General features: G+C 30.5%; 20 protein-coding genes and 7 pseudogenes. 14 read left to right on the forward strand and 13 right to left on the reverse strand.

Annotated elements, in window-relative coordinates; translation table 11 throughout:
* Positions 1 to 264: 264 nt before the first annotated feature.
* Positions 265 to 423: a hypothetical protein gene (locus DK405_RS12935; RefSeq protein WP_162563020.1), complete on the forward strand. Its 159-nt coding sequence runs from the start codon at positions 265 to 267 to the stop codon at positions 421 to 423.
* 14 nt (positions 424 to 437) lie between these two features.
* Here DK405_RS12935 and DK405_RS12370 read toward each other — a convergent pair.
* From DK405_RS12370 to DK405_RS12380, 4 genes and pseudogenes are all read right to left on the reverse strand, one after another.
* Positions 438 to 683 (reverse strand): annotated as a pseudogene (locus DK405_RS12370) (transposase); the annotation flags it as partial.
* Positions 684 to 688: 5 nt separating this feature from the next.
* Positions 689 to 1,225, reverse strand: a pseudogene (locus DK405_RS15960) (IS630 family transposase).
* An 18-nt stretch (positions 1,226 to 1,243) separates the two neighbouring features.
* Positions 1,244 to 1,555, reverse strand: a complete 312-nt coding sequence (locus tag DK405_RS14830; protein WP_045913000.1) for an IS630 transposase-related protein — start codon at positions 1,553 to 1,555, stop codon at positions 1,244 to 1,246.
* Positions 1,556 to 1,604: 49 nt separating this feature from the next.
* A pseudogene (locus DK405_RS12380) lies at positions 1,605 to 1,774 on the reverse strand (transposase); the annotation flags it as partial.
* A gap of 175 nt (positions 1,775 to 1,949) precedes the next feature.
* On the opposite strand from DK405_RS12380, the gene DK405_RS14835 reads away from it, so the two are divergent.
* The 6 genes and pseudogenes from DK405_RS14835 to DK405_RS12405 all read left to right on the forward strand — a co-directional run bounded on the left by DK405_RS14835 (position 1,950) and on the right by DK405_RS12405 (position 7,006).
* Positions 1,950 to 2,750: a hypothetical protein gene (locus tag DK405_RS14835; protein WP_231967680.1), complete on the forward strand. Its 801-nt coding sequence runs from the start codon at positions 1,950 to 1,952 to the stop codon at positions 2,748 to 2,750.
* A gap of 19 nt (positions 2,751 to 2,769) precedes the next feature.
* Positions 2,770 to 3,510, forward strand: coding sequence for a DnaA N-terminal domain-containing protein (locus DK405_RS14840; RefSeq protein ID WP_231967698.1), 741 nt, complete (start codon positions 2,770 to 2,772; stop codon positions 3,508 to 3,510).
* An 8-nt stretch (positions 3,511 to 3,518) separates the two neighbouring features.
* A pseudogene (locus tag DK405_RS12390) lies at positions 3,519 to 4,967 on the forward strand (replicative DNA helicase).
* Positions 4,968 to 5,201: 234 nt separating this feature from the next.
* Positions 5,202 to 5,774: an HD domain-containing protein gene (locus DK405_RS12395; protein ID WP_064612747.1), complete on the forward strand. Its 573-nt coding sequence runs from the start codon at positions 5,202 to 5,204 to the stop codon at positions 5,772 to 5,774.
* Positions 5,775 to 5,808: 34 nt separating this feature from the next.
* Entirely contained in the window at positions 5,809 to 6,453 is a 645-nt protein-coding gene (locus DK405_RS12400) for an ankyrin repeat domain-containing protein (protein WP_064613120.1), read from the forward strand.
* A 46-nt stretch (positions 6,454 to 6,499) separates the two neighbouring features.
* Positions 6,500 to 7,006 carry a hypothetical protein gene (locus DK405_RS12405; RefSeq protein ID WP_064613122.1) on the forward strand — a complete coding sequence of 169 codons (507 nt, stop codon included), beginning with the start codon at positions 6,500 to 6,502 and terminating at the stop codon, positions 7,004 to 7,006.
* A gap of 3 nt (positions 7,007 to 7,009) precedes the next feature.
* Here the strand turns inward: DK405_RS12405 and DK405_RS12410 are convergent, their stop codons facing one another.
* Positions 7,010 to 7,819 carry a DNA adenine methylase gene (locus DK405_RS12410; protein ID WP_109510665.1) on the reverse strand — a complete coding sequence of 270 codons (810 nt, stop codon included), beginning with the start codon at positions 7,817 to 7,819 and terminating at the stop codon, positions 7,010 to 7,012.
* A 366-nt stretch (positions 7,820 to 8,185) separates the two neighbouring features.
* Here DK405_RS12410 and DK405_RS14845 point away from each other — a divergent pair, with 366 nt between their 5' ends.
* From DK405_RS14845 to DK405_RS12425, 3 genes are all read left to right on the forward strand, one after another.
* A complete protein-coding gene (locus DK405_RS14845) occupies positions 8,186 to 8,962 on the forward strand; it encodes an ATP-binding protein (protein ID WP_064612910.1) in 777 nt (258 codons plus the stop codon).
* The gene (locus DK405_RS14850; protein ID WP_064613331.1) at positions 8,937 to 9,794 is read left to right on the forward strand and encodes a sensor histidine kinase; all 858 of its coding nucleotides are present in this window, start codon (positions 8,937 to 8,939) and stop codon (positions 9,792 to 9,794) included. Before DK405_RS14845 ends, DK405_RS14850 begins: the two co-directional genes overlap by 26 nt.
* 100 nt (positions 9,795 to 9,894) lie before the next feature.
* On the forward strand, positions 9,895 to 10,470 hold the full coding sequence (locus DK405_RS12425; protein WP_109510698.1) for an HD domain-containing protein: 576 nt from the start codon (positions 9,895 to 9,897) through the stop codon (positions 10,468 to 10,470).
* 5 nt (positions 10,471 to 10,475) lie between these two features.
* Here DK405_RS12425 and DK405_RS12430 read toward each other — a convergent pair whose 3' ends face one another.
* The 8 genes and pseudogenes from DK405_RS12430 to DK405_RS12460 all read right to left on the reverse strand — a co-directional run bounded on the left by DK405_RS12430 (position 10,476) and on the right by DK405_RS12460 (position 15,444).
* Positions 10,476 to 11,003 (reverse strand): hypothetical protein, encoded by a 528-nt coding sequence (locus DK405_RS12430; protein WP_064612929.1) that lies wholly within the window; start codon positions 11,001 to 11,003, stop codon positions 10,476 to 10,478.
* Between the two features lie 151 nt (positions 11,004 to 11,154).
* Positions 11,155 to 11,397 (reverse strand): hypothetical protein, encoded by a 243-nt coding sequence (locus DK405_RS12435; RefSeq protein ID WP_052691739.1) that lies wholly within the window; start codon positions 11,395 to 11,397, stop codon positions 11,155 to 11,157.
* A 112-nt stretch (positions 11,398 to 11,509) separates the two neighbouring features.
* Positions 11,510 to 11,878 (reverse strand): hypothetical protein, encoded by a 369-nt coding sequence (locus tag DK405_RS12440; RefSeq protein ID WP_045912927.1) that lies wholly within the window; start codon positions 11,876 to 11,878, stop codon positions 11,510 to 11,512.
* Positions 11,879 to 11,962: 84 nt separating this feature from the next.
* Positions 11,963 to 12,058 (reverse strand): annotated as a pseudogene (locus DK405_RS12445) (IS5/IS1182 family transposase); the annotation flags it as partial.
* Between the two features lie 379 nt (positions 12,059 to 12,437).
* The gene (locus DK405_RS13415; protein ID WP_064612928.1) at positions 12,438 to 13,532 is read right to left on the reverse strand and encodes a hypothetical protein; all 1,095 of its coding nucleotides are present in this window, start codon (positions 13,530 to 13,532) and stop codon (positions 12,438 to 12,440) included.
* 203 nt (positions 13,533 to 13,735) lie between these two features.
* Complete coding sequence (locus tag DK405_RS12455; protein ID WP_081420637.1) at positions 13,736 to 14,338, reverse strand: DEAD/DEAH box helicase; 603 nt, start codon at positions 14,336 to 14,338, stop codon at positions 13,736 to 13,738.
* A 122-nt stretch (positions 14,339 to 14,460) separates the two neighbouring features.
* Positions 14,461 to 14,622 carry a hypothetical protein gene (locus DK405_RS12940; RefSeq protein ID WP_162563012.1) on the reverse strand — a complete coding sequence of 54 codons (162 nt, stop codon included), beginning with the start codon at positions 14,620 to 14,622 and terminating at the stop codon, positions 14,461 to 14,463.
* A 418-nt stretch (positions 14,623 to 15,040) separates the two neighbouring features.
* A pseudogene (locus DK405_RS12460) lies at positions 15,041 to 15,444 on the reverse strand (conjugal transfer protein TraD).
* Positions 15,445 to 15,815: 371 nt separating this feature from the next.
* On the opposite strand from DK405_RS12460, the pseudogene DK405_RS16370 reads away from it, so the two are divergent.
* From DK405_RS16370 to DK405_RS12475, 4 genes and pseudogenes are all read left to right on the forward strand, one after another.
* Positions 15,816 to 17,324, forward strand: a pseudogene (locus tag DK405_RS16370) (AAA family ATPase); the annotation flags it as partial.
* Positions 17,325 to 17,807: 483 nt separating this feature from the next.
* Positions 17,808 to 18,644, forward strand: coding sequence for a conjugal transfer protein TraA (locus tag DK405_RS16375; protein WP_458693003.1), 837 nt, complete (start codon positions 17,808 to 17,810; stop codon positions 18,642 to 18,644).
* A 266-nt stretch (positions 18,645 to 18,910) separates the two neighbouring features.
* Positions 18,911 to 19,681: a hypothetical protein gene (locus tag DK405_RS12470; protein WP_064613365.1), complete on the forward strand. Its 771-nt coding sequence runs from the start codon at positions 18,911 to 18,913 to the stop codon at positions 19,679 to 19,681.
* Between the two features lie 26 nt (positions 19,682 to 19,707).
* Positions 19,708 to 21,060: a toprim domain-containing protein gene (locus tag DK405_RS12475; protein ID WP_458692818.1), complete on the forward strand. Its 1,353-nt coding sequence runs from the start codon at positions 19,708 to 19,710 to the stop codon at positions 21,058 to 21,060.
* Positions 21,061 to 21,091: the final 31 nt, after the last annotated feature.

Here is a 21,091-nt window from a genome sequence, read left to right on the forward strand (position 1 = left end):
AAAATCCAGTTATCGGAATAGAAAGGCATAAAGTACAATTAAGAGACAAATATAATCAAGCAAGAAATTGAGAGATTTATAGCAGTACTAGCAGAGGAAAAAAAATTAATAAGAGACTTTATATTGATAACGTTATTAACAGCAATTCGTAAAAACAATGTGTTTAAAATGTGTTGGAAGGATATAAGATTTATTGAGCAAATATGGTATATATCTGATGCTAAAAATAGGAAACCATAAAATGTAGTACTTACAGATTTTGTAATGTTAATACTGAATGCAAGGAAGCAAAAATCGAATAGTGAGTGGGTATTTCCAAATAACAGCAATAATAGCGAACATTTCGTGATCTACATAGGCAATGTGATAGAATCCGCAAAAAAAGCTGGGATACCAGATGTAACAATACATGATCTTAATTAACAACGTCAATTAATTTAGGATAAGGAGTCAGGAGAAGAAGAAGAGATAAGATGGGGATTAAGTTTAGAGATAGAATAACTAGCAAGAGAATCAATTATATGAACAAAAAAATTAAGAGGAGAAGGGTGTCTAGTATGCTCTAAAAGCATATGTTTTTTTAGTACATTAAAGACAGACTCAATTAAAGAACGTTTATTTAATAACCGATTATCTTGTATGTCCAATAAATATGTTTTCATATCTTTACGAAGATTAGTATAGTCATTTACAATGAAGTTTGAGCATAGAAAAAAGAGATAATAGAATCATAAGATTTAGCAAATTGAGTAATTTGATGTCTAATCCACCGCTTCATATTAGCCGAAAACTTTTCTATCGGATTTAAATCTGGAGAATAAGGTGGAAGAAAAATAACTTTACAACCAACAGATTCTATTAACTCTTTAGTTTTTTTAGACTTATGAAACGCAGCATTATCTATTACTACAAACTGAGCAGGCTTTAACTCATTAATTAATACCTGCTGCACTCAAGCTTCAAATAATCTTGTATTACATGCACCATTAAATATCATAGGTGCGATTGATTTATTATTAACATAACCAGCTATAATATTTGTGCGATCGTAATATTTACCACTCTTTTTGCTGCTTACATGAGTTCCTTTTTTGCTCCACCATCTATCATTGCATATAGACATTTCAATTTCAATGCCACTTTCATCTATGTATGCCAAGTTTTCCTTAGGTATAGAACCTATTACTTGTTGATATTTTTCTCTTATTTCTGGTTTTGCTTCCATGTAGGTAAACGTTTTTTTTTAACTATAGCCGAATTTTTTCATGTAATAACTCGCTACTCTTATTAAAATTCCAAAATGTTTTCCTGTTTGTGCCAGAGTTAGATTTTGATTTAGCGAAATGTATTTTTCAAATTCTATCTTATATATTTTTTCTTTTTTACCAAGACGATCTCTTTCTTTATAATGACCTTCTGATTTATATCTTTTATACCAATTTCTTACTGTGTTTGCTGCTATATCAAATTTTACTGAGGCATCATTACAACTTTTTCCTTGATTAACACATTTTATTACTTCCTGCCGAAAGTCTTGGCTATATGATTTTGGCATTTTCTTTTCAGAATACTATACTCAAACTTCCTTCATTGTAAATGACTATAAATAAATGTAGACCATTGGTCAGCAGTTGATGAAATAACTCTTTAGATATGTAAGCTTTATCACCAAACAATTTACCAGATAAGCCTTTAGAAAACTGAAGCTACAGATAAGGTCGCTTTTATTGCCTTTAGTAATTTTAACTGACATTATTTCGCCTTTATTATTGATTTAAAGATGTTCTATAGGAAAAATTAGTCTTCTAAGGCAGATAGTATCAGTATGAAGATTTATATAGGTTTGGCATAATGATTTTTGTCAACCTTTTGAACAAAAATTTGATGGTAATTTGTAAAAAAATTATTTTCTAAAACACCTACTATAGCTGTATTTTTGGAGATGAAAAATGCGACCTGTAGTATTCGATTTTTTAACTAATAGTTGTAATATTATTAAAAAAAATAGTAACAATAATGACACAATATTTTATAACTTTATTGGAAATATCATTCCACCAGAATGGAGAAAGCTAACTGGAGATAATGGAAAAGCATTAAGTAAAACATCTAAACAGCTTTTATCATTCATAGTATTTAGACTACATATCTATTACAACAAAGATATAGATGAATTACAGGAAAGTTATCAGCTTTATGAAGATAAGCTGAATGTTGGTCAAAGAAGAGTTAGGCAATGCTTAGTAGAATTAAGAGATGCAGGTTTTATTGAAATTGAAAATAGGACAATCATTAAAGACAATGTGAAGTTACGTAATGTCCCTTGCATAAAAATTCTGAAAAATTTTCAGCACTATAGTGAAAAAGGGAAAGAAGAAAATATAGCCTTACCAGAAAAAAAATTTCGTCCCAACATGAAAGAAATTTCAGGTCAACCTGAAACTTTTTTCAGGGACATATATAGATATATAAAAAAATCTAAAATATCTAGATCTACTGAAGGTGAGTTAGTAGAGAATAAAAAAAATGAAAATGAAGAACAAAATTTTCAAAATGTTGATGATTTTGAAAATGATATACGAACTTCAACTAAAAATTGTAATCAAGACATTAAATCACTAATAACAAAGATTCTCAAGTCTTCGAATGGTAAAAAAGAATGGTTCAAAAAGTACAGGCTAAAAGAGTTTTACCCACTAACACCAGAAGATGCAGTTGCACTGCAACACAAGTCTGATAAAGGTTTTTAACATATACTTTATCAACAAATTGCTATTAAAGCTAGCAGGTCGATATTCGAATTATCATTTTGGCTGTAAAGCATCAGTTCTAAACTATATAGCAAAAGTGTTAGCGAATGAATTACGAACTACTGATCAGGCAAATAGAGACAACTGTGGATTTGATAACGAATTTAATAAGGAAAAATATCTTACTCAAATTGAAACAAGCGCAAATCTTAGTAAGGAAAGTCAGTTGAAGCATAAAATTGCTGGTTCTTTTGAAGCAGCTATGGCTTATCAAATTTTGACTTCTTGTAGTTTTGGGCCAGCGGTTCGAACTAGGTTTTTTGTTAAGTTGCTTAAAAATATCACACTAACAGAATGTGATGAATCAAAGATATTACAAGCTGTACAAGATGTATATGGATACGAAATTCAAGAATTGCAAGTTACACCATTTGAGCAACCTACAACTGTTTCACAGAAACAAATCAATGAAGAAGAGTATCTCTTGAATCTCAGTAAACAACTGGGCTCTAACTCGACTTGGTACAAAGTACGAGAATCTTTAGTTACATGTTATGGTCAAGCTATCGATAAAGAATGGTTTAGTTCATTAAAAGTTGTAAATGAAGATAGTGTTAATAAAAAAATATTCATCAAAGCAAAAACAGAATTTGAAGATAGTTACATCAGAGAGAACTATCTGAAAGATCTTGAGTCCTCTTTTAAAGATCAGGGATTTTCTTTTGAGTTAGTTAAGTTTAGTAATTTTAATAAAATTTAAAGGGTGATATGGAAAAAGATCTTGCAAAGATTGCTCCAAGTAATATTCAGGCAGAGCAAATGATACTTGTGGCAATTCTGATTAACAATCGTGCGCTATATAACATTAACGAATTTTTACTGCCGGAACATTTTTATGAACCATTACATGGCAAAATATACAAGTCAATTAATCTCATTATTAGTAAAGGAATTAGTGCTACTGTAATTTCGCTCAAAAATATGCTAGGCAATGAACTCGCATTTGAGAAAATAGGTGGAGTGGATTATCTAGCTAAACTTACAACTTTAGCATTAAGTATAGTTAATGTTAATGAGTACGGCAAAATAGTATATGATCTTGCGCTGAGGTGTTATTTAATTGAAATTGGAGAAAAAATAGTAACAAATGCGTATTCTTCTACTTTAGCAGATTTAGCTATAAGTCAGATCGAAACTGCTGAATCTCAATTATATGATCTAGGTTCAAGATGAACTTTAAGTAAAGGATTTACAAAATTACAAACTTCAATTGAAGAATCATGGACATCAATTTCATCTGCTATTAAAAATAAAAACTCTATTAACGGTATTAGTAGTGGACTACTTGACCTTGATTCAAAGCTTGGAGGATTTAAAAATTCTGACCTAATAATATTAGCTGGCAGGCCATCAATGGGTAAAACTGCTTTAGGAGTTAACTTAGCAATAAATGCTTGTAAATATTTTTTATCATCATCTACTCAACAAAATAGCAAAGTTTCTAATATAACACCATCAGTTGGATTCTTTTCTTTAGAAATGTCATCTCAGCAAATCTCAACTCGAATTCTTTCTATAGAATCAGAAATTAATAGCTCTGCATTATTTAACGGTAAAATAGGTGAACAAGATGTTGATAAGTTAAAGACTGTACAAGACGAAATACAAAAGTGGAATTTTTTTATAGATGATGCTCCAGCAATCTCGATATCTGCAATTAGATCTCGAGCTCGTAGACTTAAACGTACTCATAATTTAGCAATATTATTTATTGATTATTTACAGCTAATAAAAATTGATAACAGAGGAAGTCAGTATAATCGAGTGCAGGAGATTTCTGAAATTACACAGAGCTTAAAAGCTCTTGCTAAAGAGCTCAATATTTCAATCATTGCGTTATCTCAATTGTCTAGAGCTGTAGAACAAAGGTCAGATAAAAAGCCTATTCTCTCAGATCTGAGAGAATCAGGCTCAATTGAACAGGACGTCGATATTGTAATGCTTATATATCGGGACGAATATTACTTGTCTAGATCAGAACCGAATCCAGGTACTCCAGAATACACAGAATGGGTTACAAAACAAAATAAATGTTATAACACTGCTGAAATAATTGTTGCTAAACACCGTAATGGTCAGGTTGGTACAGTGAAGTTGTACTATAATAGTAGGTATTCTAAATTTGGCAATATTGTTAAAAACTCTCATCAAAGTTAATAAACGCTAGATTGTGCATAAGATGAAAAAATGCTTGTCCAAAAAAAAATTACAGCAAAATTTTACTCATTAACACCAGAGATATGCAACTTAAGGTTAGTTTTAGCATCGTGATAACTGAATTCAAAAAATTTATAATTTAATTTGCTTCTTTTTCAGTTTTTATCTGGGATTGGAGTATACAAAAAGTTTAAATTATGGTATAATTTATTAATAACCATTTGGAGGTGGCCAATGATAGATTTTTATAGTGAGAGCTTAATAAATAAGCTGTTTGAAACCAACATAAGATTTAACACCAAAATTGATCTTGATAGAGTTGAAAAAGCAATACTTTACGCTAAAAAATATCATTGCCAGCAAAAGAGAGATACAGAACTCTACTACACACATCCATTGAAAGTAGCTCACATGGTATCAGACCACAGCTTTGAAACAGATACAATTATTACTGCAATACTACATGATACACTTGAAGACACAAAAGTAACTAAAGAAAGAATAAGGTACGAATTTGGTGCTAATATTGCAGAACATGTTTCAGATCTCACAAGGGTTAGGAATAATAAGAAAATCAGTGCTATGGAAATGATACAAATATTACGCAGCCAAAATAAAACAGAACTATTACTGATCAAGCTTTTTGATAGATTCCATAATATTACAACTATATTCATCAAACCTCCTCACAAAAGGCAAGAAATAATATTTGAAACTCAGCAAGAATTTATAGCTCTTGCTGAATACCTTAAACTACCAGAGATTGGAGAACGCTTAAGCGAATATTGTAAACTTCATGCTAGCTAATGAGTAAATAATTGAGAATGAAAGGATTAAATATATGATATTAAAATCTAAGACTAAGTATACCTTACATAGCGCTATTCAAGATGGTGATATTAAAAAAGTGAAGCAGCTTATTAATAAGGATATTACACTTGTCAATTCAAAATATAAAGATGGCACTACTGCTTTATCTGTTGCTTTGAAATATAAGAATCTACCTATTGCTAAGATTTTGTTGAACAATGAAGCTAACGTAAACGCACAAGATAATGATGGGCACACTGCTTTACATCTTGTTGTTGAAACAATTCAAGTATATTATGAATTTTTCGAAAAATATCCTACCTATTGCAATGATCATATAGCATTACTGCTAAAATATAATGCTGATGTAAATATCGAGAATAATCAAGGTAATACACCTTTATCTGATGCTGTTGAATGCAAATGTGTAGAACCTTTAGCAATTATGCTAAAACATAATTCTACTGGTATTAATAAAAAATATGATGAAGGAGAAACGCTACTACATATTGCTGTTCGTAATAAAATCATAGATATTATACAGCTTTTGATTGATTATGGAGCAGATATTGATGCAAAAGATGATAACGGCATGACTACTATAGATTATGCTGCTAAAAGCGGTAATGCAGATGTATTCAACTTTCTAATGGAACAATCAGTCCCATGGTATTAGGTTTCAACAGATAGCTAATATGTTAATATTAAAAAGAGAAGTTAATATGAATGTTTTGAAATTACTTTTACAACCGGGTTATGCTGTTATATTAGCATTCGTTGTATTATCTTCACCATCGATATGTACAGCGAATAATAATGTAAACTTCAATGCCTCTAAAGGTGGTATTGATACTTCACAACAATTCTATATAAAATTTTCAACTGGTATTGCTACTAGCTACGATACATTAGAAGCTGGAATTGGTTATAGATTAGATCGGCACAGAATGGATGTAAGATTAGGATTTATGTGTCATCACAACTGTAGAGATAACTTTATTCAAGGAAATTATTATTACAATATAATTGAAGGTAACAAAGCATCAATTTTTGTTACAGGTGGCCTAGTATCAGCTTTCAATAGTGATAGCGGTACTGGTATAGACTTGGGAGTTGGTACAACAATAAACTTATTAAGAGATATATATTTAGACATTGAATGTAGCACAATTGCTAACTATAGACCACTTCCTATTCATATACGATTTGGATTGCGGGTTCACATTTAATAACTAGCAAGTTTTATAGTTAGTAATGATTAGCTCATTAACAGGATTGCGTTGTTCATTGATTGAGTATACAACTGTAACGGTATTGATATTAAAATCTTTGTATAAGTCTCTAATAAAGGCAGTATTATTATTTGAGATCATAATCTTAACACCTTTATTTGTTAATTCTTTGACAAAATCCCGTAATCTAATTTGATCTTTTTCATCAAATGGAAGTCTAGTATAGAACCGTTCTCCAGATTTATGGTAAGGAGGATCGAAATAAACAAAGTCATTTTGTTGAGGCTCTATAAATGAAAAATCTGTAGCATAAATTGATACACCATGTAAAAGGTTGCTGCATTGGTTTATTCTAGATGCAATGTGGAGTTTAATGTAGCATTCACCAGAAAATGTTTGAGCAGATTGTCCATTTTTGTAGACTCTATAAATTCCCCTAAAAGAGTATTTATTAAGATATATAAATTTTGCGGTAATTTCATTCGGATTATTACTATATTTGTTTTTAACTTTATAATAATAATCCTTCGAATGATGTTTGTGATATAAACTCAGTAATCTATTGACCTCATTAGGATTATTTTTAACAGCATTATAGCTAGTAATTAAATCAAGATTGATGTCAGACAAAAAACATTGTTTAAAAAGATGCCTAACTTGAAAAAATAAAGCACCTCCACCAAGAAATGGTTCATAGTAATTATAGTGTGGACCTTGAGGAAGATGTTCTATTAATTTATTAACAATTCTTCGTTTACTACCAATCCAATGAAGGAAAGGCTTAGACTTATTAGCAACAGCTACTGACACATGAAGTTTAATTAATTTATGTTAGTTGAATCTCTATTGAGATTATACCAGAAAACAGCTTGTAGTGCTAGTAATAATAACGCTTACAAGGCTCTTTATGCATCCTTTTTGAATAAGATTTATTATAACCATAAGCAAGGAATGTGATAATTTCGCATCAACATTAGATTATTATGCAAAAATTTAGCCTGTAAATTAAAAGATTTTAATAGACTGGTAAAAAATATAATGCTACTCTATACCTTATATTATCTAGGTTTCAAAACTTTGATGATAATGATCTGAAGATTAAATAAAACAAAGGGTTGAACTTTTGGAATTAATCTTCAGAAACCATTTTTTAAACAAAAACAGTAGGGGAATTCTATGCCTATTCAAGACGAAGGTCAAAATAAAATCAATAAATTAACCGAAAAATTATCTACAGAGGGAATTAATAGCACAACAATAAAACAGATAGACGCTGAATTGCAAAAACTATACTTTCAGCTAGAGGAATCTGAGCAAGTAAGCATAAATTGCATAGAGTGGATACAATATTTTAGGCTAATAGTAAATAACTACGACAGAAAAAAAGTAAATATAATAGCTTCTCTAAATGGAATGATTTTTTTATTTAGACAATACATAGCATCAACGAATGTAAGAATTGAAACATTTAACATAGAATTGCTAATAAATAATACCGTTATCAGAATGAGGGAACATTTTGAAAATGAGAATATAAAGCTAAATGTTCAAAATGACATAAAGACGGTTCTGATTGGAGATAGTTTTCGAATAAAAGCAGTAATAAGTCAGTTAATTGGTAGTGCTATTATAAATAGCAGCAAAAATAGCAAGATTACTATTAACCTCAATCAGTATTCAGAAATATTACAATTTACAGTACAAAACATAGGACTAAGCACTTCTAAAGAAAAATTAGAAAGAATAAATGCTGAACTAGAGAATTTGAATTTGGTAACGTATCAAGAACTAGGAGAAGGATTAGCATTTATAAAACATCTTACAGATCAGCTAAAAGGAAGACTAAGAGCAAAAGAGGAAAATAATTACATAACTTTTTCATTTGAAGTGCCAATAACTAGTTTGAATTATTCTTTAGGAGAATGCTATGAAAGAAAAGAAGAAAACAATTAACAAATGGATGGTACAAATTCCTCCAATAGCAATTACGTTGATGAATGGAGAGAGTGAGAATATCGATGAATATATGGAAATAATAACAAAGCTAAGAAAAGCGAAGTATCAGGTCGAGGTAGCTGAATCATTGAAAGAATATTGTACAGATTTAATACAGGAGATTAAATATAGATTTAATATTGCAACGAGTGAAATTGTAAGGCTAGCAAGCGAGATCATGTTAAATGATTCGGAAAATAAAGATAAGCTGAAAACAATATTAAATCGATCAGCAAATCTCCAAGAATACTGTAACGACGTAGTTTACACGCTTAGAAGCGAAATTGAGAATGAAAATTTATGTTTAAAAAAATTTAGCATACAAAAGCTAGTAAAAAATGCCGTCAGGAGACTAGAAGACATTGCAAAAGAGAAAGATATAAAAATCAATTACAATTTTCAGTACAAAATGAAGGATATTGTGATTGGAAATAGTGATCACTTACAAGCTATATTAAGTCAATTAATAGGAAGCGTCATTAGATTTAATCACAGCTGCCAGGTTATAATTACAGTTCATTTGTTTACTATAAAAAATTATATAAAAAGCGATAACATACTACAATTTAGAATACATGATACAGGAAGCGGTATTTCAAAAGAAAAATTAGGGAATATAAAAGCTAAATTAGCTGATTTTGAGTTGGTACGAGACTATCCGCTAATGCTTGAATCAGGATTATGGTTTGTAAATTACCTTATTAATCAACTTAATGGAGAAATGGAAATAGAAAGCGAAAAAGACAAGTTTACAACCATTACTTGCAATATTCCAGTACAACTTTTTTAATCAAATTAATTCGCTTCTTTCACACTTTTTATCTGAGACTGAAGTATATAAAAAGTTTAATTTATTGTATAATTTATTAAAGATTATTTAGAGATGAAAAATGATAGACTTTTATAGCGAAAGCTTACTAAATAAGCTGTTTGAAACCAACGTAAGATTTGACACTAAAATTGATCTTGATAAAGTTGAAAAAGCAATATTTTATGCCCAAAAATATCATGGTCAGCAAAAGAGAGATACAGGAGAACTATACTACACACATCCATTAGAAGTAGCTTATATGGTATCAGACTACAGCTTTGAAACAGATACGATTATTACAGCAATACTACATGATACTATCGAAGACACAACACTAACCAAAGAAAAGATTGTTAAGGTATTCGGTAGAAAAATTGCGGAACAGGTTTCAGATCTCACCAGGATTAAGGATAATAAAAAAATTAGTTCTAGAGAGATGATTCAAACATTATATAACCGAAATAAAACAGAACTATTATTAATTAAGCTTTTCGACCGATTCCATAATATTCAGACTGTATCAATAAAACCTTATGAAAAAAGACAAGAAATCATACTAGAAACTCAGCAAGAATTTATACCTCTTGCTGAATATCTTAAATTACAAGAAATTGCTATAGAGCTAAATAAATACTGTAAGCTGTATGCTACCTAGCTTTTCTACAAAATCACACAAGCTGAGATAGAGTTTACTGCTTCAAAAACCATTCCAGCACATGATATATCTAAATCTTCATCGTTTGGTTTATGATTTATAAACTCTATAAAGCCATCTGTATCTAAAATACTAATGTTATTATCAGTAAATCTTTCATCATGCTTAAGTTCTTCTAATTCTTTTTGAATATCATAATTCAAAGCATTAAATACAATAGTTGCCCCTTTATTACCAAGTATAAAGCCTTTCCTACAGTTCAGTAATGCATATACTCTATTGCTTGGTGTTTCTTGTATGTCGTAAGGATGGTAAAATATTGAAATATATAAGTTATCTCTCTTAACTGTATGGGCTTTTATATTTGAATAATTATCACATCCATTAATAATATCAGAATATATATTTTCATCATATCCAACTAAGATTACGGTCTTATTATTCTCTTTTAAGAGAAAATCTATAGTTGGCTTAATTATTTTAGTTTGATTAACCATGCCAGATGTAGCTTGGCCAGAATTATCATTATACATAACCACCCCCTTAAGAAAATTAGATTGTATACTGTCTATAAAATATATTAGCTATGTTATCAAGTGCTAATGATCTATTCTAGCTAAAGAATTAAAAATTGAACCTCCAAAACAACTTTTCTGAATTATTCTTGATATCTAGTTTTTAATATTATATGAAGAAATTAAGTCTCCAACTATGATGTTCTATATCTGAGTAAAACTCTATACCTCTACTATTAGCAAACTCTCTTGCTAACTCTGGCGCAAATATATATATTCCTACTTTATACTTAACTCTTGCTAATAAATATTTTCCCATACAGTTTTCTTTAAAGATTAAATTTTTTATATTCCAGCTTTCTTCGTGTTCAACTTCTATCATAGTTTTATCCTTATCAATTGCATCTATCAATGGTATTACATGTAATACGTAATAGTCATGATTTTACCAAATACTTCTGCTCTTACTTTATATAATATTTTTTGGGTTATATATTCCTGACAATTCTCTATTAATTCTGATTTTACACCGCTATAAATAGTTCTACATCTTTACAAGCTTGATATGTATTGAAACTTGCTTGGGTTAATAAATTACCACTTAATATTCCAGTAGATTTTAAAATACTTGCAATAGATTGTGCTTCTCCTTGTAGTCCAATTTGTTGTAGCAATTGTTGCAGCTTCATTTGAAAAACATATACTAAGTTTGTATTTTGTGTACGATATAGTGAGTCTATTTTATTACTTAATGTCTTTGAAAGATTATTGATTACTTTATCTATTTCGAACCATGCATGTGCTGAATCTGCGAATTTAGTAGCAATTCCTATAGCAGTAACAATATGATGTTGAGATTGAGAAAGGACTGTATCTATTCCAGCATTTAGCATCTCCCTAAGTATATTACGATTATCTTGAATTAAAGTAGAAATAATTAGAGCAAAAACTGTTAAATAGACATCTTTCGAAACTGGTTAAGGTAGTTCAAAATTATAAATGCCAGAGATCAAATTAAATCTAAGACCGAATCTTTTACGTCTATTTCGATATTTGTAAGCAATAATTTTGAACTACTTTAACCAGTTTCGAAAGATGTCTAATATATATTTCTAAGTTAAGATTGTATCTAATGTATGAAAAGATATAGCTAAGCATTGTCCTTTTTTAAGACCTTTTCGATTATACATTTCATACTTTCTATTATCATAAACTAGCATTTATATATCTCTTGCTAAGACTTTCTGCTTAATAGCAAGAAAAAATGTTCAACATTATACATAAAGGTTAAAGACGCTGTAATACTTCTCTTACTAGAGTTTGATATATTTTCTTATATCAAACTCTCTGGTTAATAGCTACTTAAATTTTTCTACAGTTGCTTTTAGGATTTGTAAACCTATTGTTTTCACTTTCAACAAAGAAATAACTTTGATGTTGCCTTAAAGCTTTCTACATTCTACTTTCTGTAGTACAAGCAATGTCTCCTATAGATTCTACATTAGAACTTGTATTTAAGTGATCTACATCTGTGTCTATAGATAAGTTTGTAATTAACTCATCTACTTTATCATCTTGACTATTACTTAACTCATTTTTAATGGAAGTACTTTGTGATTCACTATTCTCCGGCATCCAACTATGATCATATGTAATGATAACATTTCCTCCATTAGTCTGAAATCCAAATGTTTTTTCGCGGAATAGCAGTTTTAGTTTATCATATGCATCGTTATCATTACAGACCTTCTTAAGTTCTGTTATATAATTATCATTTAATTCAGTAGAACATATTATATTAGATATAATATAATATATATAATGTGGAGCTCTCATAAATACTGAAGAATGTTTTTGTATAAATCTGTTCTTAACTTCATCATAAATTTCTAGAAGTTTAATTCTACCTGGCTCACTAACAGCTATTATAGCATTTTCAAAGTCTGTTATTCCTTCATAATCATAACTTTTGCCATCATTCTCAGCAAATAAGATTCCTTGCTCAGCCTTAACCTCTCCGATTTTTTTATTTTCCTTAGGCAGAATGTCAAAATCAAAATAAATTAGTGGAGATTCTAGCGCTACAAGTGTGAATATACGCATAGCATCTATTTCAATACTAAATGGAAATCTTTCTTCTGGTGCAAGAGAGTATAACTTACTGTAATATTCAGATATGGTATCAGATATGGGGCATTTATAGCATCTATACTTTTCCAAAAAAGATTTAGATTGAATAAGATTAAATTTATTAAAATCTAATTTATTAAAATCTATTAATTCTATGTTACTATGTGGATTAAACTCTTTATTAGATATTTTATCTTCTAATTCTTTATATTGTTCAGTAGTAAATCCTGATCCATTTATTACCAATTTTATTAAGCGTTGATCTTCTGTTTTTGCCCATGTACTTAATCTACTTAAATAATGCTCTGGAATTGAAGATCCATAATTCCTTGAAAGCCATATAAATAATAAAGATGTATCATCTCTAAATGTATATTCACTTCCACGTTCAATCTCTTGTCCATTGTAGCATGACATTGTTCTTTCCTATAATATTAAATTATTTTAAAAATTATTATATAAATATTAAATATATTAAGAATTAGTATATATATATTAACTATATGTGTGTCAAGCAGTTTTTATAGTAAATGTATAATTTATTTGTATATAATTGATGTCATATAGCTTAAATTAATCCAAGTTTGATAATTTATAAGTAATATCTAGTGCAGATGCCATTAGTTTGCACAAAATGCATTTGCTACTCCGCATAATATAGGTGCTATATGCTCCATTCCAGGCATAGATCGCGCTAATCTCGCTGTTTGATCAAGTTCGTCAATTAGCATGCTATCCACTTCGTCTACAATTACTACTCCAAATTCTCTATCACCTCGTGTACCATATTTCTTATGTTCATGCCTTAACCAATCGAACTGAAATTCATGTATTGGACCATAGACTATGTCTTTTGAGTAGCATATCTTTTCTTGTCCATCAAATGGATCTTCAACATTCGAACCACAACTTAGACCTAGTATATTAAAAAAGCCCTCTTTTTCATTTGCATCTCTTTGTGCTAAAACTGAAGAAGTAGTAACTATATCAACTTTATTTCCTTGTAATGCCTTGATAGCTGCTAGCATTGCACAAGTTGTAGATTTTCCTTCTCCAGTACCTATTTGTAATAATGTTCCTGTATCTTGTAATGACTCAAATATTAAAACTGATAAAATTTGTGTAATCCTTGGTATATTATTGCAATGATGTATGTTTGCTCTCTTTACTATCGCAATAGCTTCTTCCAAAAAGTTTTGAGATAATAACTGAGATTCTCTTATTTCTTTTGACCAGTTTTTTTTATATTATTCTCACTCCAAGAGTTAATCTCTTTTCCTTGAGGACACACTTTTGAATCATGGTTATAAGCTTCTTCTACCCTTTTAAACTTATCTTTTAAAATTCATCTAGTTGCTAAATCATGAATTTTACCAGAATTACTATTTAATATTTCTTGTATTATCTCATCTAAACTTAAATCTTTATCTAACTCTTGAGGATTAATATTCTCCAGCGAACTGAATTCATCATCACTTAATGGTAACATTCCATCATCAGTATTCATATCATACCTTTAGTTAGAGTGCTAAATTACTGATGGTATTATTTAGTTATAGTAACGTTACAGTCAAAAGAAATAAAATTGCTACTAAATACTAATTGAAAGGCTTGGCATGCTTCATTAGTATTGATTCTGCTTTAGATTTATTACTATATAACTAACAATACTCATTAATAATCACCTAATTTGATTGCTATTAGTTAACCGTAACACTATTTATAAAATATTGTCAACTACTCTATTATTTCGTTTTTGGTTGTATATTAACAAGTAGTAGGTACTAGAGCTATTTCCTATAAAAGGTATAGTTAAGCAAAGGCACTGTGTTTTTTATACACATTTCCATTGTAATCAAACATAACGTACAGATTCTCAAATTACGCTTTCCTGATAACTTCCTATCATTAAATATTTTTAAAATCTAAGATACAAGCTCTAGTTTGTACTGAACATTGAGAAGGCCATTCTTTAAGGCCTCAATGTCCTTAACATGACCGCACCATTCTTGACGAAAACTGTTCCATTTTAAGCCATGAAGGCGAATGTGGCGCTTAGTGTTTTCGTCTGGTTCGGAGGAGGTAAATTTTAAAATCACGGCAGCTTTATTTTGCTGTTCTTTATCAAAAATATCTTTACCTATTGTAGTCCAATGCTCCTGAACATTTGGATGTTGTGTTAAAGTTTCTTTTAGTGAAACAATTGCACCAAATAACGTATTTGCTGATAAGTGATCAAGCTTAGCTTTAGAGCAACTAATCCACCCATTTCGATAAGACGTCGAGTACGCATTTTACGTTCTTTAATTTTGAGGTTAACCTCATCCATGATTAGCTTAGCCTTTTTTTGTTGAAGAGTAATTTTTTGCTGCATAAGATTTGCTGTGTTAGTAATTCAAAAAGATAAAAAAATCAGGCAAGAATATATCAAAATAAAATCTCAGTAAAGAAAAAAACCGTACCTACCAAACCAACATCAAATAATTATAGTCAAAAAAACTTGAATTCAGGTTAGAAGCTTCATTAAAGAATAAGCTTACGCAATACGTAAACTTGAAAGTTTACTGCTAAAAAATGAGTACTCATTAACCGATTGAATGTTAAAAAAAAAGAAGTTTATGCTAGCAAAATCAAAAAAACCATGCTAACTTAAAACTCAGGTGAGAATTGGTATTGAGATGGCTATACAGTTTGCAAGGATTGAATTTTTTACGTAGAAGTGAAGGAGGTGATAGTTGTCGTAAGGCAGCATATAATGCAAGAACTATTGTTAAAAATAAGCAGACAGGTATAAGGTATAACTTCTCTCGTAAGAAAGATAACGTATATCATACAGTTCTGATACCGGATTATGTAAATCAAAAATTCAAGAATATTCAAACATTAATGAATGAGGTAGAACGAACCGCAAAAAACAGAAACAGCCAGTTGTTGAAGGATATAGTAATAGCATTGCCAGACGAGAAGGAGCTAAATTTAGAGCATAGAATAGAACTAACTCATCGAATAGTTGATGCAATGGAATGGGTGCAAAATGGTCTTGGAGTACAGATAGACATTCATAAGCCTCAAATAGGAGATAAAAACTGGCATGCACATATATTGCTCACTATGAGAAGATTTAGAAAAGATGGAACTGGTTTAGGAGATAGAGCAGTAGATTTAAACCCAAAAATCATAACAGTTAATGGCAAAAAGGTTGTTATTAAAGATTCCAAGATGATTCATGAAATAGCAAAAGAAGAAACTAATGCATATTTCGCTGAATTAGGCTTACCATATAGAGTTGACGAGATAAGCGAAGTGCCGGGAAAGCATATTGGGAATATTAAATATATTGAAATTAGGAATTTAATTAATGAAGTATTAAATGAAAATGAGTTACGTAAAGAGGCTCATTTGAAGATTATTAATGATGCTGACGTAATAACAGATTCTATAACACATTACAAATCTATTTTTACTAAGCAGGATGTTGAAAAAGCAGTAAAAGATATACCAGATCTAACAGCAAGAGAACAGTTAGTTCAGCAAGTGCTTAGTTCAAATAGAATACTAGAGTTATACCATGATGATGGTGAAAGTAGCAAATATTTTACGACAATTGAGGTTCGAAATGAGGAGACGAGAATAATCAGAATAGCTAATAAAATCAATAATCAGGTTTATTACAACGATATTTACAATCTTAAAAGTGATATCGAAGGTCTAGCAAATGTTAGTGAAGAACAGAAACAAGCTCTAAGGCATATTTTGCTTAGCACTAGTGGAGTTAGAGTCTTGAGAGGAAGAGCTGGTATAGGAAAATCTTATGTTTTAGCAAAAACGTATGAGCTTGCAACAAATCGTAGACAAAAAGTTATTGGCCTTGCTCCCACTCATAAGGCAGTATCAGAGCTGAAGAGCAAAGGTTATACATAGGTCTATACAGTAAAAGGATTTTTATATAATCGAAAAAAAATTTTTATGCAAGACAGCTTAATAGTAGTAGATGAAGCTGGAATGGTAGGTACTAAAGCTTATGCAGAGCTGTTTAGAGTAGTTAGAAACAATAATTGTCAACTGATACTTGCTGGAGATGAAAAGCAGTTAGCTTCAATAGAAAGAGGTGGAATGTTTGAGATTCTGAGTAATATTTTTGGTTCACATGTTTTAGTAAATATTCGAAGACAAAGTAAAAACTGGAGCAGAGAAGCAGCAATGGAGTTTGCTGAGAGTAATATTTTAAGCGGTATAACCTTACTGAGGCAAAATAACTGCGTTAGGTTTGATAATACGTTGCAGGACTCAATGAGTAAGTTAATATACAACTGGAGTCTAAGCAAATTTAAGCTACATGAAAAATTGGTAATTACAGTACGTAATAAAGATGTCGACATTCTTAATTCAAGTATTAGGTCTTTGTTAAAAGCAAATGGTACGCTAAAAGGCACAGAATATGAGCGTTCTATTGATGGAAGGAAAAAGTCATATATGGCAGGAGATAGAATAGTATTTCAAAAAAGCTATAAGGATTTACAAATACAAAATAGTGAATTTGCAACTTTAACTTCGGTTAGTAAAAATAAATTTATAGCTAAGACAGACACAGGAAAAGAAGTGAGTTTTGATCCTAGTGAAATACAATTTAAACATGGCTATGCAAGTACTGTTTATAAGGTCCAGGGAGCTTCTATAAAAGATGTATACGTTTTGCATAATGGAGTAAGTAATATAAGCAGCTCATACGTAGCTATGACAAGGCATATAGAGAACTTAAAGTTATATTGCAATAAGGAAGCAACTAAAACCATTAACAGCTTAATAAATCAGCTCAGCAGACCAAATGAGAAATCAGCTAGCATAACTCTGAAAACTGCTCATGATTTGGAGAAAGAACGGACAAAGACAACTGTTTTTAGTAAAGTTTTTAGTAAAGTTGAAAACTGGTTTAAGTCTATAATCAATGATATCAATGATAGATCTCATGTGAATAAAGAATATTATCATTTTACCGCTAAACCAGAGCAAGAAGCTAAAGTAGAAAAAGTCCAGCAAGAGAATAGCATAAAGCAATGCACCACCAAAGATATTTCTACTCCATTGTTTATGCAAATCAAAGAACAAAGACAATATGATTATGATGTAACCATTCTGTCAGCAGAAGGAAAAACGATATCAAGTTTTCAGAAGGCTGGCATTGATAGCAGAATGGTATATAGCTCAAATGTAAATAATTTGAAGTACTATCAACCATTTCAAGGAGAAAAGATTCTTATAGCTGCAAATAATTATAAACAGAATAAAGAGTATGCAAGTACTATAAACGAGGCTGCAAAAGCATTAAAAAGCAAAGGAGCAATCACTAGCATCGTAGTTCCTTCAGAAGGTGAAGATTTTAACGAAATGCTAAAAAATAAAGGAGCCACAGCTGTTAAGGAGCTTATGATACCTGAAATCATGAAGTTAATTAATACTCAGAACGTAAAAACAGAGCCTGAACAAATTGTAAAAGCTGATATAGCTCCAAAAATTAGAATTAGACGGTAGTGCTGAAGATTTGAAATTGAATGTAAGCTATTCATTCACAGAGCAAATTACAAAATGAGCTATACATAAACAGCTCACAGTGATGTTTGTAATTCGCATTATGCCCCGCTAAGAGAATACTGAAAGCGTTTGAACTTTTGCAAGCTCTACATTTAACAGGAAAACTATTCCAATAATCACCTAGCAATAAAATTATAATTCAAACGGTAAAAATAGCAAATATTTATACCGCAAAACAATTTAGTGATGCGAAGGTGAGGTTTTATATGACTGACAAAATCAATGATTCAAATAATTTCAATAACATTCATAATTCAAAAACAGATATAGAAAATCCTAAGGCTAACAGCTTGAACCACAACGTAGCTATAAAGTTGATAAATGGTGATATTGCTGATGGTATAGTGCTACTTAGTGATAATAATAGCTTGAGAGCTGATAACACTCTGAAAGAATCAATAAACCAATTAATCAATGATTGGAAGAATAGTAAATTTGAGCTGCAGGATCGTTTGATAATTGCTGACCATAAAGAAGCTGAAAATATTAATCAACACATCAGAAACTACATGAAGGAAAATGGTGCTCTGAAAGGTACAGAATACAGCATTTTAATTTCAGGAGCTGAATCAAAAAAATATGCTAACTACATGGCTGGAGACCGAATTGTATTTCAAACAAACGATAAGGATTTACAAATACAAAACAGTGAATTTGCAACTCTAGTATCAATTGATGAAAATAAGTTTGTAGCTAAGACAGATACAGGAAACGAGGTAAGCTTTGATTTGAATAAAATAAGCTTTAAACATGGATATGCTACAACAGTTTGTAACCCACAAACAGCTGTCAAAAAAGATATATATGTTCTTCATAATGATGGTGTAGGCATAGAAAGTTCTAACATAAGCATGATAGGGAATGCAGAGCAAGTACGGCTGTACTACAATGTGCAAGCTACAAAAAATGTTGCTAACCTAATAGAGCAGCTTAGCACAGCTAAGACAGACTCTATCAATGCGCAGAAGTTGAAATAGTAAAAAAGTATCTTGAAAATCGTGGTATTACTTTTGACAAAAGCACTGCAAGTTCAGACTTAAAAGCAAGTATACTATTTGATACTCAAACGAGAAAAAATTATCCAGCATTGACAGCATTTGCAAGAAATGCAAAAGGAGAAATTACCGGAGTACAGGCCGTATATCTAAATTTGGCAGGAGATAAGGCGAATATTTCAATTAACAGAAGATCTTTTGGTAAAATCAGCGGATCGTTCATAACAATCGCAAAGCGAAATGCGAATGACCCTAATATAACAATTATAGCAGAAGGCGCTGAAACAGCATTGAGCTTGCAGCAATCAGGCATTAAAGGTAATATCATTGCTAGTGCAGGAATTGCGAATTTGAGAAATTATTCACCATTTCCTGGTGAAAAAATCATCATTGCAGCAGATAATGATAGCAAAAATTCTATAACTAATGATACTGTAATTAAATCCGCAAAAATGTTAGAAATGAAGGGAGCGATAACTTGTATAGTCAAACCACCAGAAAATGGTGACTTTAATAATCTGTTGCAAAGTTGTGGAGAGCAGTCAATTAGAGACATTATAGAACCTGAAATTACTAAACTGACTAAGGCAGTTGAAACAACCAAACTTACTCAAACAGAAAATAATAGTATAGCAAAACAAAATGATATTACGAATGTTAAAGAATTGTATAATAAATCTTCATCTCTATACTACTTTAAACAAGAAGAGGAAGCTAAACTGGAAGCAATAGTAGCAAACAAATTTTTAGAAAACCATACAGGAATTTATAGTGCAAAAATCTTTAACAATTCTAATTTAAGGGCAAATATGGTTTTTGATGAAGAGACTCAAAAATCCTGGCCTGCACTCACTATTTTTGTTAAAAATGAAACAGGCGAAATTACTGGAGCTAAGATATTAGTTCTGAATTCAAAAACATGTAATAAAGCTGATGTAGCTGAAAAATCTGTTGGTACAATTAGTGGCTCATTTGCTGAAATTGCTCAACAGAATTCAAAATACTCACCTGTAACAATCATTACAAAGGATATTGAAACAGCGTTAACCATTCAACAAGCTGGAGTTGAAGGAAAAATCTTATGTGCAATTGAAGCCGAAAATTTGCAAAACTATAATCCTGGCCCAAAAGAAAAGATCATTCTAGCAGTTAAAAATGACGTAAATACTGAAAAAGCAGAAAAAGTTCTGGAGGATAAGGAAGCAGTAGTCTGCACAGTCAAAAATGACTTCAATAATGTATTAAAAACTCAAGGATTATATGCTGTTAGAAATATTATCAGCCCTGAAATAAGAAAACTTAATGAAAAAATTGAATCAATACAAACTAATATACAATCAGGATTATGTCCGAAACACTAGGCAGAGTATGACACAGCATTTTTTATTTAAA

The sequence above is a fragment of the Orientia tsutsugamushi genome (assembly GCF_900327275.1).
Classification (GTDB): Bacteria; Pseudomonadota; Alphaproteobacteria; order Rickettsiales; family Rickettsiaceae; genus Orientia; species Orientia tsutsugamushi.